Annotated in this window: 18 protein-coding genes; 12 read left to right on the top strand and 6 right to left on the bottom strand. The window is 50.3% G+C overall.

The genetic code is table 11. From position 1 onward, the window contains the following. Nucleotides 1-44 precede the first annotated feature (44 nt). Both ACF8PK_RS10985 and ACF8PK_RS10980 read right to left on the bottom strand, forming a co-directional pair. On the bottom strand, nt 45-1,016 hold the full coding sequence (locus ACF8PK_RS10985; RefSeq protein ID WP_014257872.1) for a ParB/RepB/Spo0J family partition protein: 972 nt from the start codon (nt 1,014-1,016) through the stop codon (nt 45-47). A gap of 7 nt (nt 1,017-1,023) precedes the next feature. Next, nucleotides 1,024-2,241, bottom strand: coding sequence for an AAA family ATPase (locus tag ACF8PK_RS10980; protein WP_004727384.1), 1,218 nt, complete (start codon nt 2,239-2,241; stop codon nt 1,024-1,026). Nucleotides 2,242-3,515: 1,274 nt separating this feature from the next. Here ACF8PK_RS10980 and ACF8PK_RS10975 point away from each other — a divergent pair. The 4 genes from ACF8PK_RS10975 (at nt 3,516) to ACF8PK_RS10960 (ending at nt 7,671) form a co-directional block, all read left to right on the top strand. Then, the gene (locus tag ACF8PK_RS10975) at nt 3,516-5,492 is read left to right on the top strand and encodes a replication initiator protein RctB domain-containing protein (protein ID WP_004727382.1); all 1,977 of its coding nucleotides are present in this window, start codon (nt 3,516-3,518) and stop codon (nt 5,490-5,492) included. Nucleotides 5,493-6,307: 815 nt separating this feature from the next. After that, on the top strand, nt 6,308-6,505 hold the full coding sequence (locus ACF8PK_RS10970) for a PA3496 family putative envelope integrity protein (RefSeq protein ID WP_004727381.1): 198 nt from the start codon (nt 6,308-6,310) through the stop codon (nt 6,503-6,505). 160 nt (nt 6,506-6,665) lie between these two features. After that, nucleotides 6,666-6,875, top strand: coding sequence for a DUF3283 family protein (locus tag ACF8PK_RS10965; protein WP_004727380.1), 210 nt, complete (start codon nt 6,666-6,668; stop codon nt 6,873-6,875). Nucleotides 6,876-6,951: 76 nt separating this feature from the next. Next, on the top strand, nt 6,952-7,671 hold the full coding sequence (locus ACF8PK_RS10960) for a YebC/PmpR family DNA-binding transcriptional regulator (RefSeq protein ID WP_004727379.1): 720 nt from the start codon (nt 6,952-6,954) through the stop codon (nt 7,669-7,671). Between the two features lie 25 nt (nt 7,672-7,696). Here the strand turns inward: ACF8PK_RS10960 and ACF8PK_RS10955 are convergent, their stop codons facing one another. Next, the gene (locus tag ACF8PK_RS10955) at nt 7,697-7,960 is read right to left on the bottom strand and encodes a DUF2798 domain-containing protein (RefSeq protein ID WP_392441817.1); all 264 of its coding nucleotides are present in this window, start codon (nt 7,958-7,960) and stop codon (nt 7,697-7,699) included. Nucleotides 7,961-8,046: 86 nt separating this feature from the next. Between ACF8PK_RS10955 and ACF8PK_RS10950 the strand changes: the two genes are divergently transcribed. Together ACF8PK_RS10950 and ACF8PK_RS10945 are read left to right on the top strand one after the other, a co-directional pair. After that, nucleotides 8,047-8,958 carry a LysR family transcriptional regulator gene (locus tag ACF8PK_RS10950; protein WP_172562706.1) on the top strand — a complete coding sequence of 304 codons (912 nt, stop codon included), beginning with the start codon at nt 8,047-8,049 and terminating at the stop codon, nt 8,956-8,958. A gap of 1 nt (nt 8,959) precedes the next feature. Next, nucleotides 8,960-9,835, top strand: coding sequence for an NAD(P)-dependent oxidoreductase (locus ACF8PK_RS10945; RefSeq protein WP_392441269.1), 876 nt, complete (start codon nt 8,960-8,962; stop codon nt 9,833-9,835). 69 nt (nt 9,836-9,904) lie between these two features. Here ACF8PK_RS10945 and ACF8PK_RS10940 read toward each other — a convergent pair whose 3' ends face one another. Further along, nucleotides 9,905-11,566: a methyl-accepting chemotaxis protein gene (locus ACF8PK_RS10940; protein WP_392441267.1), complete on the bottom strand. Its 1,662-nt coding sequence runs from the start codon at nt 11,564-11,566 to the stop codon at nt 9,905-9,907. Between the two features lie 123 nt (nt 11,567-11,689). Next, nucleotides 11,690-12,079 carry a thiol-disulfide oxidoreductase DCC family protein gene (locus ACF8PK_RS10935; RefSeq protein WP_392441264.1) on the bottom strand — a complete coding sequence of 130 codons (390 nt, stop codon included), beginning with the start codon at nt 12,077-12,079 and terminating at the stop codon, nt 11,690-11,692. A gap of 426 nt (nt 12,080-12,505) precedes the next feature. On the opposite strand from ACF8PK_RS10935, the gene cyoA reads away from it, so the two are divergent. From cyoA to ACF8PK_RS10905, 6 genes are all read left to right on the top strand, one after another. Then, nucleotides 12,506-13,423 (top strand): ubiquinol oxidase subunit II, encoded by a 918-nt coding sequence (cyoA, locus tag ACF8PK_RS10930; protein WP_049781848.1) that lies wholly within the window; start codon nt 12,506-12,508, stop codon nt 13,421-13,423. Nucleotides 13,424-13,429: 6 nt separating this feature from the next. Beyond that, a complete protein-coding gene (gene cyoB / locus ACF8PK_RS10925) occupies nt 13,430-15,469 on the top strand; it encodes a cytochrome o ubiquinol oxidase subunit I (protein ID WP_038151782.1) in 2,040 nt (679 codons plus the stop codon). Beyond that, a complete protein-coding gene (gene cyoC / locus ACF8PK_RS10920; RefSeq protein ID WP_004727371.1) occupies nt 15,459-16,061 on the top strand; it encodes a cytochrome o ubiquinol oxidase subunit III in 603 nt (200 codons plus the stop codon). Before cyoB ends, cyoC begins: the two co-directional genes overlap by 11 nt. Further along, nucleotides 16,058-16,372, top strand: a complete 315-nt coding sequence (cyoD, locus tag ACF8PK_RS10915; protein ID WP_004727370.1) for a cytochrome o ubiquinol oxidase subunit IV — start codon at nt 16,058-16,060, stop codon at nt 16,370-16,372. Before cyoC ends, cyoD begins: the two co-directional genes overlap by 4 nt. A 10-nt stretch (nt 16,373-16,382) precedes the next feature. Beyond that, on the top strand, nt 16,383-17,249 hold the full coding sequence (cyoE, locus tag ACF8PK_RS10910; RefSeq protein ID WP_014257879.1) for a heme o synthase: 867 nt from the start codon (nt 16,383-16,385) through the stop codon (nt 17,247-17,249). Nucleotides 17,250-17,393: 144 nt separating this feature from the next. Then, nucleotides 17,394-17,750, top strand: a complete 357-nt coding sequence (locus ACF8PK_RS10905; RefSeq protein ID WP_004727368.1) for a YibL family ribosome-associated protein — start codon at nt 17,394-17,396, stop codon at nt 17,748-17,750. A 63-nt stretch (nt 17,751-17,813) separates the two neighbouring features. Here ACF8PK_RS10905 and malT read toward each other — a convergent pair whose 3' ends face one another. After that, entirely contained in the window at nt 17,814-20,522 is a 2,709-nt protein-coding gene (gene malT, locus ACF8PK_RS10900) for an HTH-type transcriptional regulator MalT (protein ID WP_392441259.1), read from the bottom strand. Between the last annotated feature and the right edge of the window lie 489 nt (nt 20,523-21,011).

Here is a 21,011-nt window from a genome sequence, read left to right as displayed (position 1 = left end):
TTTAGGAATAGAAAATACAAAGCCCGCGAATGCGGGCTTTTTGTTTAACTCAGTTTTTGTTCGACAAAGGCAAGAATTTCTTTCATCAGCGCGTCATCGACTTTTTTCAGATTCAGCGCCAAATTGGACCCTTTGCGCGAGTAACTGACGCGCCCTTTGACCAAATCGACTTTGTTGCTGACCGCGCGTTTTGGCGGTACCAACTCCGCAATCCACTGTTCAATCGTCTCAGTCACCTCTTTGGTGATACGAGCCACGCCTTGTGATTGGCAGCGCTGCCACACCAAACCTTCCGCCTGATGGCACTTATTGAGCAACTCCGTTTGTTGCTCGGCGCTCAAATCGTTGAACTGCTTGTGCAGCTTCACGATGGTCGGACGGCCCAGTTCAACCACATTCGGGTACGCTTGCAGCAGCTCAAGGGGCAATGCCGCAGCTTTCAACGCGCCGCTCACCAACGCTTCGCTGCATTGGAACATTTTCGCGAGCGCTTTTTGATCTTCCGCTTCACCGCTATCGAGTTTGGCCTGCATTTCGCGCCCTTTCTCGTACAGCGACAACGGTTTATGTGCGTTCGCGACATCCGACAGGAATTTCGCATGTTCGCCATTGATGTTGTCAGCGACGTAAACCAGGAACTCCTGATTGGCCAAAATACACGATTTACGACGACGGCTGCCATCAAGCACTTCGATTTTGCCATCGGCCGTTTTGCGGCCCACAGCTGGGTATTGCTGACCGCGTTCACGCAGTGTGCTCAGCACGTCCGACAGTGCGTGTTCGTTGAGAAAGGCTTGTTCACGGGCATTTTCCGCAAACACCGTGGTACGTGTCGCCACCTCTGCGGCCGGAATACGCACCAGTTCAAACGTCACCAGCTCTTCACCAGCCACAGACAGCTCAATCACTTGCGCTTGGGCCTTCGCGGCCGCCTGCGCTTCCTGTGGGGTTGACGCACGACGCTTGTCCGCTTTGCCAAAAAGTTTTGCGTTCAGATCCGACGTTTTAATTGCCATGTGTTACTTACCCCTGATTAAGTGAAGTCCAGTGTGAATGAAGTACGCGTTCCAGTTCCAGCGCGCTCTTTTGTACCGCATCTTGCGCGGTGGCCAAGGTTTTCTTACCCCCTTCAAAATCGCTGGTGGTTAAGTCAAACACGGTACTGTAGGTGTCGGCACACGTTTCAAAGGCGCGGCTGCGGGGAATGGTTGCCATCATCACTTGGTCGCCCAGCAGGTAGTTCATTTCCGTCAGCACGGAGACTTGCTTCTTGTTGTCGTCTTCAAACATGGTCGGCATCAAACGTACAAACTCCAGCCCTTTCCAATCGTCCGGGAACATCTCGTATACGGTTGGCAGGTGTTGGAAGAAGTTCACGGTTGACGCCCAGTCCAGACGCTTGGCCGCACATGGGATCAACAAGGCATTCGACGCATACATCGCGTTCCAAACCAGTGGGTCCACGTGGGGGCCAGTATCAATCATGATCACGTCAAATTCGTCAGCGATTTTGTCAATCAGCTTCTCTTTCAGCAGACGCACGATATCCAGCGACTGATTTTGAGACAGGTATTGCCAAGCTTCGGCGTTAAACATGGCATCTTCTGGGAACGCAGAGATGGTCTTCAAGTTGGGATACTGTGTTGGCAGCATGACGTTCTTTTCCAAAAACGCCTTATCCACTTCAACATCTTCCGGCACGTTATCCAACATGATATCGACGGCAGAATAAATGTTACTGTGTTCAGCCAAGCTAATTTGTGGGTTTAAGAACAAACGCAGCGACCCTTGCGGGTCCAAGTCGATCAGGCAGATACGGTAACGCTTGTCGAGATTCAGCGCCAAGCAAGCCGCCAAATGCACAGCCGTCATCGATTTACCGGTGCCGCCCTTCTGGTTTTGGACGTTGATAATCCACGGTTTGTTTTCAGTATTCTTTTTACGCTGATGGAATTTAGGCACGCCCGCCGCATCCATGAGCATGTGCGCTTCCGCCAAAGAAATGGAGTAATGGTTCGCGTTGTTTTTAGTAAATTGATGCCCCGCTTCTTCCATCTTGGCAATGGCTTCATCAAGCTTACGACGCGTCAGTCCTGAACGGGTTTCCATTAAGGCTTTCGACATCGGAGGGAAATGCTCATCACGACGCTCTTCCAATACAATCTCAATGCGGTCCGCTTGAACCTGTTGAGTCAGTTCAGCGAGCGTATAGAGATTATCTATGGTTTGTTCTCTTTTCATAGCCAAATTCCGTAATTAGTGCCTATCAGCAAATAGTACAGCAATATTAACCATATACAACAAAAAGGTGAACAGACAATTTTAGATAAAAATCACATTAAATAGATTTTTAACACGAAATTCATTGAATCATGAAGATTTGCTGAATAAACCGCCCCAAAACTCAGCGGATAAATCCTCTCAAACTGCGTCAGATTTTAAATGTTACATCGTCACTTATTTACATTGTAAACCTCATGAACCACCTCGTGGATGACATCATCTCGATTTCCCACCGGAACGATTAAGTCAAGTGGTTAAATTACGGCGCGTGTCATTTCAATCTCCATTTCGTAACACTCGTTGCATTTCATCAACATGATGACGCATCCATACACACTCATGCCATACGCTATACTGATTTGATCCAAAGAGGGCTCTGCCGAAAGCATGATCAAGGGGGCTCTCATGATCATGTTTCCGTTTGAAATCTATCGCAAAGGAAGAATGATCAAGGGATTTTAACGCATCACACGTCATCGCCGAACCATTGTTTCAAAATGATCCAAGATCGGATCAATGATCAAGAGATCATGCGTGCCGGAAGCATGTAAATTTCGCGCTGAATTACGGACGATGTCAGACAGAATAGGGCTTGTGGGCAATTCGCTGTGTCATTGGCCCGCCGCAAGCGCCAATTGAACCAACAGGCCTAGCCTGCCATTCACCATGATCATGCTTTCGTCAATTCGTCGTTTGTGCCTTGTATCACGGCATTCGTCAGTCAACATGCAGACCAACTGCACGAACGATGGAATCTTGTACGAAAATGGTCTTTTCAGCGCTTCTCTTGATCATGTTTCCGACCCCGTGTGTCGATGAAACGACAAAACAGCCCGTCGATAGGGGAGAAGAACTCGAAGATGAATCAGGGGGTTGTGGATAAGGTGTGCGTCCACCTTGATCATGGTTTAGGGAGTTCGTTGATCATTGATTCGTGATTGTCATGATCATTGATCGGGAAGGGTTTGATCATGCTTTCAATGACTTAATGATCATCGTTTCAGTAAACTCATGATCATGCTTTCGCGTGTCATTTTTAAAAGCATATTGAAAACAGTAAGTTACAAGCAATCTTTCGCTCGGATCATATAATCATATAGATCACTCTATATCAGAATAATCAAAAAGATCAGTTATTTAAAACCAGCAATTTTTTCTTTATTTATGATCTCTTTTTCTTTATTCTCTTGGAACTATAGCGATATTACGGCTAGTGTGATACGGATCTAATAATGACATCAGAAGAAAAGTTGCTGATCAAAGCACCCAGAAGCCACAAAGATGGTCATCTCTTTGAAGTTTCTGAAACCGCAGTGGACTGGATTGAACAATATCAGCATTTCAAAGGGGTGACGAAGAGTATCGTCGAACTCCTGAATTTGATCTCGCTGCGTGGCTTTCGCAGCAAAGATGGTCTGGTATCCACTACCGAATTGATCGATGCAACCGACGGTCAGTTAACACGGGCGGCCATTCAGCAACGCCTCAGAGCTGCGGTATCGATCGGGTTATTTAAACAGATCCCAGTGCGTTTTGAAGAAGGCCTCGCGGGCAAAACCATGTTGCACCGTTTCGTCAATCCCAACCAATTGATCTCGGTATTAGGATCCACCAGCTTGGTGACCGAATCGGTCAAGCAAAGTGAAAAGCGCAAACGTTCAAAAGCATTGGCGCAAACGCAGGTCAATCAACGCTTGCTCACCGAGCATGGCTTGAATACACCGCCAGCGATGAAAGACGAGGCGGATCAGTTTGTGGTTTCGCCCACCAATTGGGCGGGGATTATTGACCAAGCACTGGCGCCACCGCGTACGCGTAAAAGCTACCAAAAATCCATGGTGTCGATTTCAGGCACACGTGCGGTGATCGAAACGCGATCGTCTAAAAATATCATGACGGTCGACGATCTCATGACCCTGTTTGCGCTGTTCACACTGACGGTTCAATACCACGATCATCACCATGAAGATTATCAGCTCAACGCAAGCCACGTGCCAAACAAAACCCCGCTCTACATCACGGATATTTTGTCGCTGCGCGGCAAAAAGGACAGCGGCCCTGCACGTGATTCGATTCGTGACAGCATTGATCGCATTGAGTTTACCGATTTCCAACTGCATGAACTGACCGGGCGTTGGTTGAGCGAAAACATGCCGGAAGGATTCAAGAGTGATCGTTTCCGTTTTCTGGCGCGCACGATCACCGCTTCGGAAGAAGCGCCCACGGAAGGCAGTGATGGTGAGATCAAGATCAAACCGAACCTGTACATTCTGGTGTGGGAGCCGTCGTTCTTTGAAGAGTTGATGACACGTGATTATTTCTTCCTGTTCCCGCCAGAGATTCTGAAACAGCACACCTTGGTGTTCCAGCTGTACTCCTATTTCCGAAGCCGCATGTCGCGTCGTCATACCGATGTGATGCTGCTGAGCGAGCTGAATCAAAAACTGGCACGCAACATTGAATGGCGTCGTTTCTCGATGGATCTGATCCGCGAGCTGCGCCGTTTGTCGGAAGGCAAAGGCAATGACGATCTGTTTGTGGTCAATCTGTGGGGCTATCACCTGACGATCACCACGTTGATCGACAAAGGCAAGTTGAGCGATTACCAAGTCGACATCAAATGCGATGTTGAGGAAGTGCTGCGTTATTCGCGGGCGAAAACCACCAACGCGGGTAAACGCAACATGGCGCCGACGTTGCCAAACCCGCTGCGTCACGAAATGGTGTCGAAACAGAAATTACAAGAGCTATCAGAAATCATCGATGGCGAATTTGAACCGATTCAGCGTAAATCCCCGTCACCACGAGGCAAATTGGGCCGTCGCGTGAAGCTGCGTAAGCACTTGGTCGAGATCAACGCAGACGAAATCACCATTACGTTATCGAAATATACCTCTCCAGAGGCCCTAGAACGCAGTATAACGGCTTTAGCGGCGATGACTGGACATGCGCCTTCATCAATCCGAGAAGAGTGTGTAGAGCTGATTGACAAGCTCGATTGGCTGCGCGTGGATGAGAATGTGATCCCGTATGAGACGTTGAGCAAGTTGATCGAGCTGTATAACACCCAAAATGACAACAAGCATTTGTCGATCGAGCGTTTGATCTCGGGGCTGGCCGTGCGACGGAAAGTGTGTAAACAGGTACACGAAGGGCATCTTGATGAATCTGTTTTTCGGGCATTAGATGAAGTTGCCATTGGTATTTGAAACGGAAACTACAGTATTGATACACAACGTTGACATATGTCTGACAATGTTAAGCCGTCGAGTGGTTAAAGTTTATCTCGAATAGACAACCTTTTGTCCTATCTGATGAATTAATAGATTGGCTCATATTGTTACATTCGTTCTGAATTAGTTTGCGAGTTCTTCCTGAGAGCTCGCTTTTTTTTGCCTGAAATTCAGCTGCTTACCGAAATAGACCTCTTTTACGCCTTGATCATGCTTGCGGATCGCCCGCCGATCAGCGCTTTTCCCTTGATCATGTTTCCTTGTTCCTCATCGCGATCCTGATCCGCTCGTTGCTGCTTGCCGTGATCGCGTGCCTTGATCGAGTGGTGTCATGACTCGCTATCACCCCGGCGCCGACGCGGGCATCAACCCCCCATGATCATCGTTCCGTCTGTAAACGGGGAGAAGAGGATAGGTTTGCCGAGAGACGACCTGGAAACCTTCGTTGGGCGTGCTAAAGTCAGAGAAACATCGCGGGTATTCTCGGCGGTGTAGGTGTGTTTAATATGCCCACTGAGCATGCTAAAAAACTGAATGAAAAATCACCGCTGAGGCTAAGGGACACAAGGGATGGTGAGTGAAGAAGTGAGAGGTTGATCGGCTTCTTTTTTACGCGGGAATCCTTTCAATGTACTTCGACATTTTGGGGAGCGCAAAACATAATTGAGCCATTTGTAGATTAGATGTCTGAATCCTCGTTGGAATCACATTCTTGCTCAAATCTTCTTAACAAGAATTTGGGGCTTTGCTACAGATTACATGTCCCTGGCATGGTTTGTTCGGAGGTTACAATGTCCATTAATTCAATTGACCATGATGAAATGACTAACATCGCAAATAGTTGGGACTTCACGGAAGAAGTCGTCGCTCCACGCCCAATGAAAAATCTGAAATCAGCGGAAGCTCGTCGTCGTATCGAGACACTAAGAGAAATCCGTGAAAGTGGATTAACCATTGAAGAAGCAAAGGAATTGGGCCTGCTTCACTAAGCAGGACCAGTTGGCGAATTGAGAAGGGTGGCGAAAGCCACCCTTTGTATTTTTAATGCTTTTATTGATTAAAGCCGCTTAAACCGACATTTTGACTCTTAATTTTTTCCATTCCTATGATATATTTCGCTCCACGTTTTTATCGACTGTGGGCTTACTAATGTCTTTCAACCTCGCATTGCTAGATGCTTCAGAGAAAAACAAAATAGAACTCGACAAACAGGCTTCTTTTTTAGTTTGGAAGATGAAGCAGGCAAAAAGTGGATCAGAAGAGATCACTAAGCAGCTAACCAAACTGACTTCCGAGCAGGAAAAAGAGTGGTTTCAACATTCGATAGATAAATACAAACGAGTGATGGGCGTGGCATAACGCTTGGCTCTCAGCAGAAGCGAAGACTATCTGCTAAAATCCGTCGCATCAAATTTGAACTAGAGAGAACATCCCGATGGGAAGAAGTTTTGAAGTGCGCAAGGCCTCTATGGCGAAAACTGCAGGCGCAAAAATTAAAGTTTATTCCAAATACGGTAAAGAAATTTACGTGTGTGCAAAGAACGGTGGCAGCGACCCAGACATGAACTTGTCTCTGCGTCACCTGATCACCAAAGCGAAACGCGATCAGGTTCCTGCGCACGTGATTGAAAAAGCACTGGATAAAGCAAACGGCGGCGGCGGTGAAGATTACCAACCAGCACGTTACGAAGGCTTTGGTCCTGGCGGTACAAGCGTGATCGTTGACTGTCTGACTGACAACGGCAACCGTACGTTCCAAGATGTTCGCCAATGCTTTGTTAAAGTGGGCGCGAAGATTGGTGTGGAAGGTTCTGTATCGCACATGTTCGATCATCAAGCGGTATTCCAATTCAAAGGCGAAGATGATGAAATCATTCTTGAAACGCTGATGATGGATGATGTTGATGTCACTGACGTTGAACTCGAAGATGGTGTGATCACGGTTTTTGCGCCTCACAATGAGTTCTTTAAAACCAAAACAGCACTGAACGCTGCATTCCCTGATCTGACCATTGATGTGGAAGAAATCACGTTCGTGCCGCAAACCCCAACACCAGTGACGGGTGAAGACGCAGAGAAATTCCAGAAGTTCCTTGACCTTCTTGATGACTGCGACGATGTTCAGCAGGTATACCACAACGCTGAAATCGAATAAGCACGCAAAACAAAGAAACCGAGCCTTACGCTCGGTTTTTTTGTCTCTGCTGCTGCGGTTTTTTGACGTGATTGGGCGTGGAAAGCCAAGCGGCCAACTTGCGGATCTGCGGCAAGGCGGTGAGGTTAAGGAGCAATGCGACCGGCCAGGCCACGCTAAAGCCACTGAACCACACGGGTGGCCATTGGGCATTGAATCCCTGCTTGTACCCTGACAACACGCCAGACATGATCACGGCCATGACAAACGACGTCATCAGCGCTGTTAGCCAAAACTGTTTTCGACTCATCATTCAGAAGTTTCTCTTTGGTTTCATCTTGGTGATATCTAGGATATAACTGTCCATAACTGAGAAAAATCACCAAGAAAAGAAGTATGAATTCCATATTCGGAAACATTGATGATCTTTACTTATTCTTCTGTGTGGTGGAAGAGGGCTCGTTGGTTTCGGCGTCAAAGAAACTGAAGTTACCGGTCTCAACCATGTCTCGCCGTTTATCGGCACTGGAATCGCGCCTCAACCTGCGCTTGCTGGAAAAGCAGGGCCGAGAACTGGTGGCGACGCAAAGTGGTCAGCAAGCCTTTCTGGCGATTCGCAGTGGCATGGAGAATTTGGAAAGCACTTTCAGCCAAATGCTCTCGGAGAGCCAAGACGTGACAGGCAGCGTCAAATTGGCGATTCCGCATAATTTTTACCGCGCGTTTGTTGGTCGCGTGGTGGAAGAGTTCGTGCGTCAGTATCCAAAAGTGAATGTGGAATTGGCGCTTAGTCAGGAGTCTGTGGCGCCGGAAACCAACCGCGATCTGTTGATCACGTTCGAGATTGATCATCTCGAAGGTATGATCGCGCGGCCGCTGTTTCAAGCGCATCACGGCTTTTTTGCCAGCCCAGACTATTTAGCCACATGTGGGCCAGTCACGACGCTGGATCAACTGGAAGCGCTGGATTGGATCTCGGTCGATCGCGCACAAGCCGTCCCAGTTTTCAGCGGTGACACGTTTGTGCGCTTGATTCACATCAAGCCCAAATTGGTCGTCAATGATATCCAAGCCATTGCGGGCGCTGTTGAACGCGGGTTGGGCGTGGCATCACTGCCATATCGCCATGTGTCACCCAACATGAATATTGTACAGTTATTGCCGGATTATCATCGCAGTGCCAAGCGAGCACATCTGGTTTATCGGGATAGAAAGTATCAGCCCAGGGCGCTGACCTTGTTGGTGGAGGCGTTGCTTGACGCTGTCAGCACACGTGAGCAAGGCGCGCCCGTTGTAAAAGGAGATTAACATGAAAGTCAGTTTTATTGGTTTAGGGGTCATGGGGTATCCGATGGCAGGCCATTTGGTGAGCGCCGGATTTGACGTTTCGGTGTTTAACCGCACGCAGGCGAAAGCGCAGGCATGGGCAGCGCAGCACGGTGGGCGCGCAGCACCGACTGTGGAAGCGTGTGTGCGTGAGGCGGATGTGGTACTGATGTGTGTCGGCAACGATGACGATGTGCGGAGCATGGCCACCAGCGAACAGGGCGCGTTAGCGTTTATGAAGCCCGGAGCGATTTTAGTCGACCACACCACGACGTCTGCGTTGTTGGCAGAAGAGCTGGGTATTGCAGCGCAGCAAGCGGGGGTTCGCTTTATGGATGCTCCCGTGTCTGGTGGTCAGGCGGGCGCGGAAAACGGCGTACTCACCATCATGTGCGGTGGCGAAGCGGATCTGTTTGATGCACTGCAGCCTGTATTGAACGCGTATGGTCGTTCTTCGGTGCTGATGGGCGGTGTGGGTCAAGGCCAGCGGGCGAAAATGGTCAACCAGATTTGTATTGCGGGGGTGTTGAACGGTTTGTCGGAAGGCTTGATTCTGGCTGAAAACGCTGGGCTGGATATTCCCACGCTGGTCGCGTGTTTGAAAAACGGTGCGGCGGGCTCATGGCAAATGGAAAATCGCGCCGTGACCATGGCAGAGAATAAATTCGACTTTGGTTTCGCCATTGATTGGATGATCAAAGATCTGGGCTTTTGTTTAGATGAAGCTGAGCGTCAGGGCGTGCGTTTACCGATGACCGAAAACACCATCGCAGCCTATCGCAGCCTGTCTGCTAATGGGGAGGGTCGTATGGACACCTCGGTATTGATTAAAGCGGTCAAGCAGGCTGACAAACAATAGCCCACCTTGTCGTGTAAAAAGCCCCCGAATTCGGGGGCTTTTTCATGGCGGTTTACAGTGTAAAACTGGTTAAACTTTAAACCGGGCAACCAGATCATACAGTTCGTGCGCGCGGCCGTTCAGCCCCTGGCTGCCTTGACGGTTTTCATTGGCCAGATCGGCGGATTGGCTACTTTGATCGGAGATCACCACGATGCGCTGTGAAATTTCTTGCCCAACCAAACTCTGCTCCTCGGTCGCCGTGGCGATCAGCGAGTTCATATCCATAATCGTCCCAATCGACTGCTGAATCTGCTCCAGCGCCTTGGCTGCGGCGTTGGCTTCTTGCACCGTAGAGACACTGCGATTTTGGCTGGAATCCATCGCGCGCACCGCTGCGTCGGAGGCGGCTTTCAACTGCTCAATCATGGTGTGAATTTCGCCGGTGCTGTCTTGCGTGCGGCTCGCCAGTTTACGCACTTCGTCGGCAACCACCGCAAAGCCGCGTCCTTGATCGCCTGCGCGCGCTGCTTCGATGGCGGCATTGAGTGCCAACAGGTTCGTTTGTTCAGCAATGTCTTGAATCACCGCCAGAGATGTTGAAATGTTCTTCACATCGCTCTCCAATTTGGAAATCACGCTGCTCGCTTCTGCGACTTCCTCTGCCAGCGATTGCACCGAGCGCGCTGCGGTATCGACAATGGAATGTGCTTCTTTGGCATTGTCATCCGCCTCTTTGGCCGATTGGGCAGCCTGGCTGGCATTATTGGAAATTTCGTGCGCGGTGGTGGTCATCTCCGTCATGGCGGTGGCAACCTGTTCGGTCTCTTCCCGCTGACCGGAAGCTAAATCATCGACCTGAGTCGCGCGCTGGGTCATGGAGTTAGTTTCGTCCACCACTTGCTGGCCGACCAAGTTCACTCGTTTGATGATGTCTTGCAGGCTGGCGACAAAGGCGTTGAAGTTGTCACTTAACTGGGCAAACTCCGGCACGCTAAAACGTTCCATGCGCGCGGTGAGATCGGCATCGCCGCTGGCAAATGAGCGAATCGACTGATCAAACAGGCGCAGCGGATGCAAAATACTGCGGTTGATGAACATCGCGACAATCCCCACCAGCACCAGAATCACCACACTAACCGTGGTTAACGTCCATAAGCTATGGGTCAACTTTTCCGACGCCAAGGCTTCCATTTCAGCAATTTCCGCATCGACATCATCGGTATAGAAGCCGGTGCCGATGATGAGATCCCATTGCGGCAGATAGACGGAATAACTTAATTTGGGTAACGGTTGGCTCTCCCCCGGTTTGGGAAAATAGTACGTGGTGAAGTCGCCGCTTTTGGCATTTTTGATCAGATCCCGCACCAGATAATTGCCTTGCGAGTCTTTCAAGTCCATGAAGTTATCGCCGAGGCCCGTTTGCCCTTTGCCGAGTAGCACACGATTCCCTTGGCTGTCGTAACCAAACAGATAGCCATTTTTACCAAAGGCGATTTCTTGCAGAATGGTTAATGCCTCTTCGCGACTGGCTTGGCGATTTTTCAGTGGGGTGAGGGCGCTCTCTGCGATTTGCAAATAGGCTTTCAGCTCTGCTTTTTTCATGTCCATCATCGCTTCGCGCGTGTTGGCCATTTGGGTTTTGCTCAGGCTTTGGGTTTCAGTGAAGGTCAAATACATCATGCTGATGGCAATGATGAGCAGCGGCACGATCGACAAAATGTAGAGTCGATGACGAATGGTTAAACTCATAGCGTTTCCCGTCCAGTAACAAGTGGGTGATGGTCTCGCGTTCTGATGAAGCGATTTATTGTTGTTTTACTCAGTAAGCGTAGCGCAGTTTTTCGACGGGGGAGGGGCGTTGATTGGATTTTGTTATTTGGGTCGACATTGGCCCTGCGGGCAGCGGCGCTGACCAGTCAGCCAGCCGGAGAGGGTGTAGCGGTGACGCGCAAACCATAAATAGGCGCGATCGGCGAGAGGGCGAATCAAAGGCCAGCGCGTGAGGGCATATAGCCACGGTTTTCCAACCAGCGTCCATGCCAAATGCAGCGTGTCCAATCCGCGTACCAAGCGACCTTGTGCATCGTAGGCCAGCAAAATCCGCTGCGCTTCTTCAAGATCGATCGCCGGATAATCTGCCATGTCGGGGCTGTGGATATCAATCAGTGTGATGCAATTGTGAACATCTTGTTGTTTTAATGCGCACATTTCGCGAAAACAGAGCGGACAGCGCCCATCAAAAAAAATCGTAATTTGTGACATATTTCGAGCTTATTAACTTTTTTTCTTAGCACAAAAGTATGACAGTTTTTGATCTAAATCAAAGAAACTTTTTATAGATAACAGGTGTTTGAGGGGGATATCCCTGTATTAGTAAAGGATTTATTTTACTAATGATTCCATTTATGAAAGGTAAGATTGCAATTTGATCTACTGTGATTCGGGTGTATTGCCCGCATAATGCGCCGGATGTAACAAAATGTTTCCGACTGTGACATTTGTGTTTTGGCGTGAGTTGAATTGTTGGACGTATGTCGATGTTCATGACTTGCGTGCACGCGAATGTTACCTCAAGTAAACATTTGTTCAAGCTCAACACACATAAAAATACTCATAAACATCAACCGCAGATTCCAAAAAGTGCCAACTTTTGTCGGTGGAAATCTGCAAATACAGTCGAGAAAGTCAATGGAAGCCTCAAGATACAAAAACATCTTGTCGAGAGCGGGATTGTTTTTTGCAATTTTGCTCCTCTCAGGATGTCAATCTGCTTTGCTTGATCCCAAGGGCATGGTAGGGGTACGTGAAAAAGAGTTGATCATCACCGCTCTTGTTCTGATGTTGATTGTCGTCATCCCCGTGATTCTGATGACAATTTACTTCTCCTACAAATACCGTGCGAGCAACACTGACGTAGAGTACACACCAGAATGGTCTCACTCGACCAAAATCGAAGTGGTGGTTTGGACGATTCCAATCATCATCATCGCGATTTTGGGTGTGATTACCTGGCGTTCTACGCATGAGCTGGAGCCATCCGTCCCACTCCAAAGCGACGTCAAACCGATGACGATTGAAGTGGTGTCACTGGACTGGAAATGGCTATTCATCTATCCAGAGCAGCAGATTGCTACCGTCAACTACGTCGCATTCCCGAAAGATGTTCCGGTGAAGTTCAAAATCACGTCTGACAACATCATGAACTCCTTCTTTATTCCGCAACTGGGCAGCCAGATCTACGCGATGCCTGGCATGGTGACTCGTCTGCACCTGATTGCGAACCACGAAGGTGAGTTCAAAGGTATGTCTGCCAGCTACAGCGGCGAAGGTTTCTCTCACATGAAGTTCGTGGCCAATGCATTGCCTGATCAACAGAGCTTCGACAACTGGGTGAACGACGTGAAATCACAGCCAAACAAGCTGCATGATTTCAGCGATTACCAAGCGCTAGCGAAACCAAGTGAAGACGTTCCTGTGACCTACTTCTCCAGCGTGCCTCATGATTTGTTCTCGGCTGTAGTGATGCAGTTTATGGGTTCTCACGACATGGGTGGCGAAGCGAAAGAAGCGCACGGTCATATGAACATGGCAGAACATAAAGGGTAACAAACGATGTTTGGAAGACTAACACTAGATTCCATTCCATATCATGAGCCTATCATCATGATCACGATGGCCGTGATTGCGATTGTGGGCCTTGCGGTCGTGCTGACCATTACGCGTATGGGCAAATGGCAGTACCTATGGAATGAATGGTTTACTTCAGTAGACCACAAAAAACTGGGCTTTATGTACATTGCGGTTGCGATGATCATGTTAATTCGTGGTTTTGCTGATGCCGTGATGATGCGTAGCCAACAATTATTGTCGTCAGCGGGTGAAGCGGGCTACTTGCCGCAGCACCACTACGACCAAATCTTTACTGCGCACGGCGTGATCATGATTTTCTTCGTGGCCATGCCGCTGGTCATCGGTTTGATGAACATCGTGGTGCCGCTGCAAATCGGTGCTCGTGACGTGGCGTTCCCTTACCTGAACAACTTGAGCTTCTGGCTGTTTGTTGTCGGTGTCATTCTGACCAACATGTCGCTGGCTGTGGGTGAGTTTGGCCGTACGGGTTGGTTGGCTTATCCGCCACTATCGGGCATTGATGCTAGTCCGGGGGTCGGGGTCGACTATTGGATATGGGCGCTGCAGATCTCCGGTGTCGGTACGACGCTGACCGGTGTGAACTTCTTCGCGACGATTCTGCGTATGCGTACGCCGTCGATGCCGCTGATGAAAATGCCAGTATTCACTTGGGCATCGTTCTGCGCCAACATCCTGATCATCATCTCATTCCCGATTCTGACCGTGACCATCGCACTGCTGACGCTCGACCGTTACCTCGGGATGCACTTCTTCACCAATGATATGGGTGGCAACATGATGATGTATGTCAACCTGATTTGGGCTTGGGGTCACCCAGAAGTGTACATTCTGGTGCTGCCGGTGTTCGGTGTGTTCTCAGAAGTGACGGCAACGTTCTCGCGTAAGAAACTGTTCGGCTACACCTCGCTGGTGTGGGCAACAATCGTGATCACGGTTCTTGCGTTTATCGTGTGGCTGCACCACTTCTTTACCATGGGTGGCGGCGCGAACGTGAACGCGTTCTTCGGCATCGCGACCATGATCATCTCTATCCCGACAGGGGTGAAGATTTTCAACTGGTTGTTCACCATGTACCGTGGTCGCATTCAATTCACCACGCCGATGATGTGGACGGTTGGCTTCCTGATTTCGTTCTCTATCGGCGGGATGACTGGCGTACTCATGGCCGTACCGGGCGCGGACTTCGTGCTGCACAACTCGGTCTTCCTGATTGCGCACTTCCATAACGTGATTATCGGTGGTGTGGTGTTTGGCTGTTTCGCAGCGATCACGTACTGGTTCCCGAAAGCGACCGGTTTCACGCTGAATGAAACTTGGGGTAAACGCGCGTTCTGGTGCTGGCTGACTGGCTTCATTCTGGCCTTCCTACCGCTGTACGCGCTGGGCTTTATGGGGATGACTCGTCGTATCAGCCAGAACATTGACCCTGAGTTCTTCCCGTTTTTGGCGGTGGCTGCCTTTGGTACCGCGATCGTCGCACTGGGCGTGCTGTGTCAGTTCATTCAGATCTACGTGAGTGTGCGTGACCGTAAACAGAACCTAGACCTGACGGGCGACCCATGGGGTGGCCGTACTCTGGAATGGGCAACGTCATCACCACCGCCGTTCTACAACTTTGCCGTGTTGCCAAAAGGCGACGAGTTGGATGCTTTCTGGTACCAGAAAGAGCGTGGTGAACACGATCTGAATAAAGAAGTGGAATACCAGCCAATTCACATGCCGAAAAACACGCCAACGGGCATGTACGTTTCTGCATGGGCGCTGATCTTTGGTTTCGCGATGATTTGGTACATCTGGTGGCTGGCGGCGATTGGCTTCATCGGTATCGTCGTGACCAGTATCAAGCACAGCTTCAATGAAGACCTCGACTACTACGTTCAGGTGGATGAAATTAAAGCGATTGAAGAAGCGCATCGTCAACGTGCCGCGCAAGCGACAGCGAACCCAGCGTCTGGCGACCAGGGTGACGATGAAGATATGGAGGTGACCTATGCACGCTAATGCTCACAGTGCACATGACCACGATCACCACGACACTGGTGGCATCAAGCTGTTCGGTTTCTGGATCTACTTGATGAGCGACTGCGTTCTGTTTGCAAGCTTGTTTGCAACGTTCGCCGTGCTGTCGAATGCGACCGCAGGCGGTCCAACCGGCAAAGAGCTGTTTGAACTGCCATTCGTTTTTGCTGAAACCATGCTGCTGCTGTTCAGTAGTATCACGTTTGGTTTCGGGATGATTGCGATGAAACGCAAAGACATCGCAGGCCTGAAACGCTGGCTGGCGGTGACCTTCCTGTTGGGTGCTGGCTTTATCGGCATGGAACTGTACGAGTTCCATCACCTGATTGCAGAAGGTGCAGGTCCGCAGCGCAGTGCATTCCTGTCGGCGTTCTTTACGCTGGTGGGCACGCACGGTCTGCACGTGACCTTTGGTCTGATTTGGTTGGCCGTGTGTTACTGGCAGCTGAATACCAAAGGCCTGAACGACATGATGGAAACCCGCTTTAACTGCTTAAGCTTGTTCTGGCACTTCCTCGATATCGTTTGGATCTGTGTATTCACCATCGTCTACCTACTGGGAGTAATGTCATGAGCAACCAACATGTAGATTCTGGTAAAAGCGATTACATCAAGGGCTTTATTGCGTCACTGATCCTGACCATTATCCCGTTCTACTTTGTCGCGACTCAAAGCCTGCCTGAAGCGGTGACTTTTGCACTGATGTTTGGTTGTGCGATTGTGCAAGTGTTTGTGCACTTTGTGTACTTCCTGCACATGGAAACGCGTACCGAAGATGGCCGTTGGAACCTGGTGTCTTTGATGTTTACCGCCCTTGTGGTCCTGATCTTGATTGGTGGTTCAATCTGGATCATGTGGAACCTCAACATCAACATGATGATGTAGTAGGTCATCTATGATCAAAGGTTACATCTCTATCACCAAGCCGGGCATCATCATCGGTAACCTGATCTCAGTCGCTGCGGGGTACTTCCTCGCAGCGAAATCTGAGGCGGCCGATGTGGCTTTGCTGGCATACACCTTGGCGGGTGTGGCAATGGTGATTGCGTCAGGCTGTGTGGTGAACAACATTTTCGATCGTGATATCGATTTGCGAATGGATCGCACCCGTGGCCGCTTGCTGGCGCAAGGGGAAATCAATGTTGACCACGCGTTTGTCTACGCCATCGCATTGTTGCTCGGTGGCACGGCTCTGCTTTATCGCATGGCGAACCCGCTGTCCACCGTGGTGGTGTTGCTGGGATACGTGTTTTACGTGTTCTTCTACACCATGTGGTACAAACGCACCTCGGTGTACGGCACGTTAGTCGGCAGCGTCTCTGGCGCTGTACCACCGCTGGTGGGTTACTTGGCTGTCACCAACTACATCAGCTTAGAAGCGGTACTGCTGTTTGCACTGTTCTGCCTGTGGCAGATGCCGCATTCTTATGCGATTGCGATGTTCCGTATGCAAGATTACAAGGCTGCTGGCATTCCTGTATTGCCGGTTGTCTCTGGCATTGAAAAGGCACGCAAACACATGATGGCGTATGTGGTGGCATTCAACTTGGTGGCTTTAGCTTTATTCCTGCTTGGGGAGTGTGGCTATGAGTACCTGGTGATTGCGGCTGCCGTATGCTTCATGTGGACCAAAGTGACTTTCAAACCGGTGACCGAAGACAACTATGTCGCGTGGTCAAAAACGGTGTTTAAAGTGTCACTGCTGGTGGTGATGGGCATCAGTTCTGTGCTTGGCTTGGAACTGATTCCTCTGACTATCTAGCTTACAACCCGTCACAAGCTCAAAGGCGCCCTTTCTGGGCGCCTTTTCTTTTCTGCGGTCGCGGAATATTTGTTGGTGAGAAAACCGTTACGCATTGGCGCATTGTGCTATACTCCGTGCCCGATCTACAAAGAGGGTTTTTCCATGAGTCTAAAAAACGACATTCAACAAATGCATAACCGTCTCGATACCTGCCGTCACAAGTTGGATGCTGCTAAGACTCGCGGCGATGACGCGATGATCAGCAAATTCACCGATGAGGTGGAAGAGCTGTCGAAGAAGCTGAACGGCCTGAAAGGCAAAAACGATTACGAGACCAATAAAGAGCGTAAGAAATTGGCGGATATGCCTTTCTCGCGCGAAATCACCAAAGCTGAGCAAGCGGATCTGGGGAAACTGAAAAAATCAGTCAAAGGTCTGGTTGTGGTGCACCCGATGACTAAAGTCGGTAAAGCGCTGCGTTTGGAAGTGATGACCGGATTTGCGCCAAAGCCGTTCTAAGGCGACGCCGAAAACATAAAAAAGAGCCAGCGATTGCTGGCTCTTTGCGTTTCTGAAGGTGGGTTAGTACCCCATCAATTGCAGCAGGTTCTCTGCGGTGCGAATCGCCTCTTTGCGGTTGGCGATGTTGAGCTTTTGATACAGGTTGCGAATGTGGGTTTTGATGGTGGTGCCCGCCACATCCAGCTCTTGCGCGATCTGTTCATTACTAAAGCCAGAGTAGATGAGGCCCAACACCTGCCATTCACGCTGCGTCAGCGGGCTAGTGCGCACTAACTCCGGAATGTTCGGGTGGTTGATGAGCTTCTCGACAAACTCCTCGTCAAAATGCACTGAGCGGCTGCGCTGGGTGGTGGAGATTTCTTTCATCAACTGCTGCGCGCGGTGGCGCTCCAAATCACCTAGCTCAACGCGATGTACTAGTTTTTCCAGCAGATGACCAATCTTGTGTCCATCAACTAGGAAGTTGCCGATCATGCCGGTTTGGTTGGTCAGGCGCAGCGCCTCTTTGATTTTTTCGCGCGCCAACTCTTCTTGGCCACATGTGGTCGCTAGGTTCGCTTCCACAATCAGGTTGCGGTTGATGTCGGTGATGAGCTGGTACTGCTCCGCTTGCGCTTGCATGAAGGTCAGCGTGTGCTGCGCATCATCAAACTGCTCTAGGTTGATTTGCACGCGTGCAATGTTGCGCCACTGCAATTGAGAGAAGTGGTTGCAGGCGCGTTCTGGGCGTGTGGTGGTTTCGAGCCACGTTTCCATCGCATCCATATCACCACGCGCTTGCCAGTAAAGGATCAGCGACAGCGACGCGTTCGCCGTCCAGTCGACGTGGTAGTTCGACTGTTTCATTAAATGCTGAATCTGTTCGATAAAGCGGCCGGCTTTATCCAGCTCACCGCGACCAATGGCAATGCGCGCCAGCATGGAATAGCTGTGCAAGTGCTGACTTGGCGAGTGATTGCCAAGCACATCCAGCCCTTTATAGGCGCACTCTTCGGCTTCATCTAACCGGTTCCAGCACCACAGAATTTGCGCGCGAATACGCAGCAAGAATTCGTGCAGCGGCACTTGGTGCAGATGCTGCTCTTCGACCAGTTTGAACGCATTGTCTTGCACCTCGAATGCAGCCTGCACGTACCCTTGTGCGATCAGAATCTCGCTTTGTTGCAGCAGGGCCCACAATGCTTGATGGTAGACCTGATATTGACGCGCCAGTTTCTCGGTTTGCTGCATCATCGACAGCGCGCGGCTCAGTTGCCCCAGCACGTGATTGACTTCGCCTACCACCGAGGTTGCCACGATGCGGCTGCGATAAATGGTGTTGTCGAGCTGGCTCAGGGCCAGTTCCGCCAGCTCCAAGGCTTTTTCCGGGGCGTTTTGGTTGATGGCCACTTGCGCGCGCAGCGCATTGAACTCCCCTTGTTGCCTGTTGCTTGGCTCGACATTCAGCGCTTTCATCTCTTTGTCGGCGCGAATCAGCATGTCGCCGACATCTTCATAGCGGTGTTGGCTCTGGGCCAGCCAAGCTTGCAGCAGGCACAGCTTCGGTTCGCTGTAGAGCTGCGTGGGTGTGAGTAGGTTAATCGCCGCTTCCAATACTTCCAATTCGCCTTGGTTGAACATTTTCCAGCCGTACTGGGTCAGAATACTGGCCAGCAGATCGGTGTCTTGCGCAAGGTGGGCATGGCGCAGCGCTTGATGTGGTGTGCTGGCTTCCAACCACGCGCGTGCAGCGGCGCGGTGCAGCTCTTGTTCTTGTTGCGGAATGCGCGCCATGCGTTGGTGAGCCAGAAATTCAGCAAACAGATTGTGGAAGCGATACCAGTTTTGCTCGCCTTCCAGCGGGTAGATAAACAGGCCGTAGCGATTGAGCGACTCAATCATACTCAACGCGTCGTCACGTTTGGTGAGGGCGGCGACCAAAGCGTCATTAAAGTGATCCAGCACCGAGCACTGCATCAGGAAGTAACGGGTCTCTTGGTCAAGCAGATCAAACACCTCTTCCACCAAGTAATCCCACAAATGCGCATGGTTAAAGTGCGACACCGATTCGGCGGTTTGCGCCAAGGTGCGTTTTTGATGCTGCGCTTGCAGGGCGATCAACTGCAGCGCAGACGGCCAGCCTTCAACATAATTACGCAGGCTCACGGCCGTGGTGTCGTCGATGCCATCCGCAACACGCTGATTAAAAAAGCGGGTGGTCTCTTCGTTATCAAACGCCAGCAGTTCGTTGCCGATCTCAATCATCAGGTCGCGCACGCGCAGGTTGGCGGTCCCCAGTGGCGGCGTCATGCGACTGGTGACCACTAAGGTGAGGTTATCCGGCATGTGCTTGAGGAAAAAGCGCATCGCTTCATGGATCTCTTCATCGGAAATCAGATGATAGTCATCGAGCACCACGAAACACTCGTGATGCAAATTCGACATTTCGGCGAACACTTCACTGAACAGCGAATGCAGCGATGAGAATTGGCGACGCTCAGCCAGCTTTTGCGCATTGGGGCAGCTTTGCGATGTGGCTTTATTCAAGGCTTGCAGCAGATAGTTCATGAAGCGGAACGTGTCGTTGTCGCTTTCATCGATGCTGTACCAACCCACATTGGGTTTGTCTGCCAGCCACTGCGCTGCCATGGTGGTTTTGCCATAACCCGCAGGAGAACGGAACAATACGAGCTTATAGCAAGGTGCTTGTTGCAACAGTTCTAACACGCGCGGCCTGACGATGGCGTTATGCAGCCGTCCGGGGCGAGTTAATTTCGAGGGTATCCACATCGTTGTACTTCCCGTTTCCGTCTCGTGGTAATCAGTAGTGAGGGCTAGCTCACGGTTTAATGATGAAGATGTTACTTGATGTCTTTCCCTACGTTTATTGATCGCCCACGAGATTCCTGCAGGTTTCACACTTCCCGGACAACTACGCCCCAAATTTGTGAGGTTTGTCACCAAAGTGGTGCGTGAGGGCCAAGGTGAAGTGTCCACCCTCTACGAGATTTCATGAAATCTGCGTAACGAATGCGAAGATTTTGTGAATCCCGCCGCACATTGAGCAAATGGTTTCAGAGCCAGAAACCTCTCTTTCATAAATCTCCACTAGGGTTAGGAAGATGATTGTCGTGATCCCAGTCACTCATAATTTCGCTCTTTGCTAAATCATTGAGAGGCAGATCACTCCAACTCAGGTGCGCCTCCTTCTACGCCCTTGCTCCTCCTCCCAACTTCGGCCGGAAACAGGAGGATGTTTTGCTGGCAGAGCAGATGCAC

Source organism: Vibrio sp. CJQ_6 (genome assembly GCF_043106745.1).
GTDB lineage: Bacteria > Pseudomonadota > Gammaproteobacteria > Enterobacterales > Vibrionaceae > Vibrio > Vibrio furnissii.
This window is presented reverse-complemented; position numbering and strand designations above follow the sequence as displayed.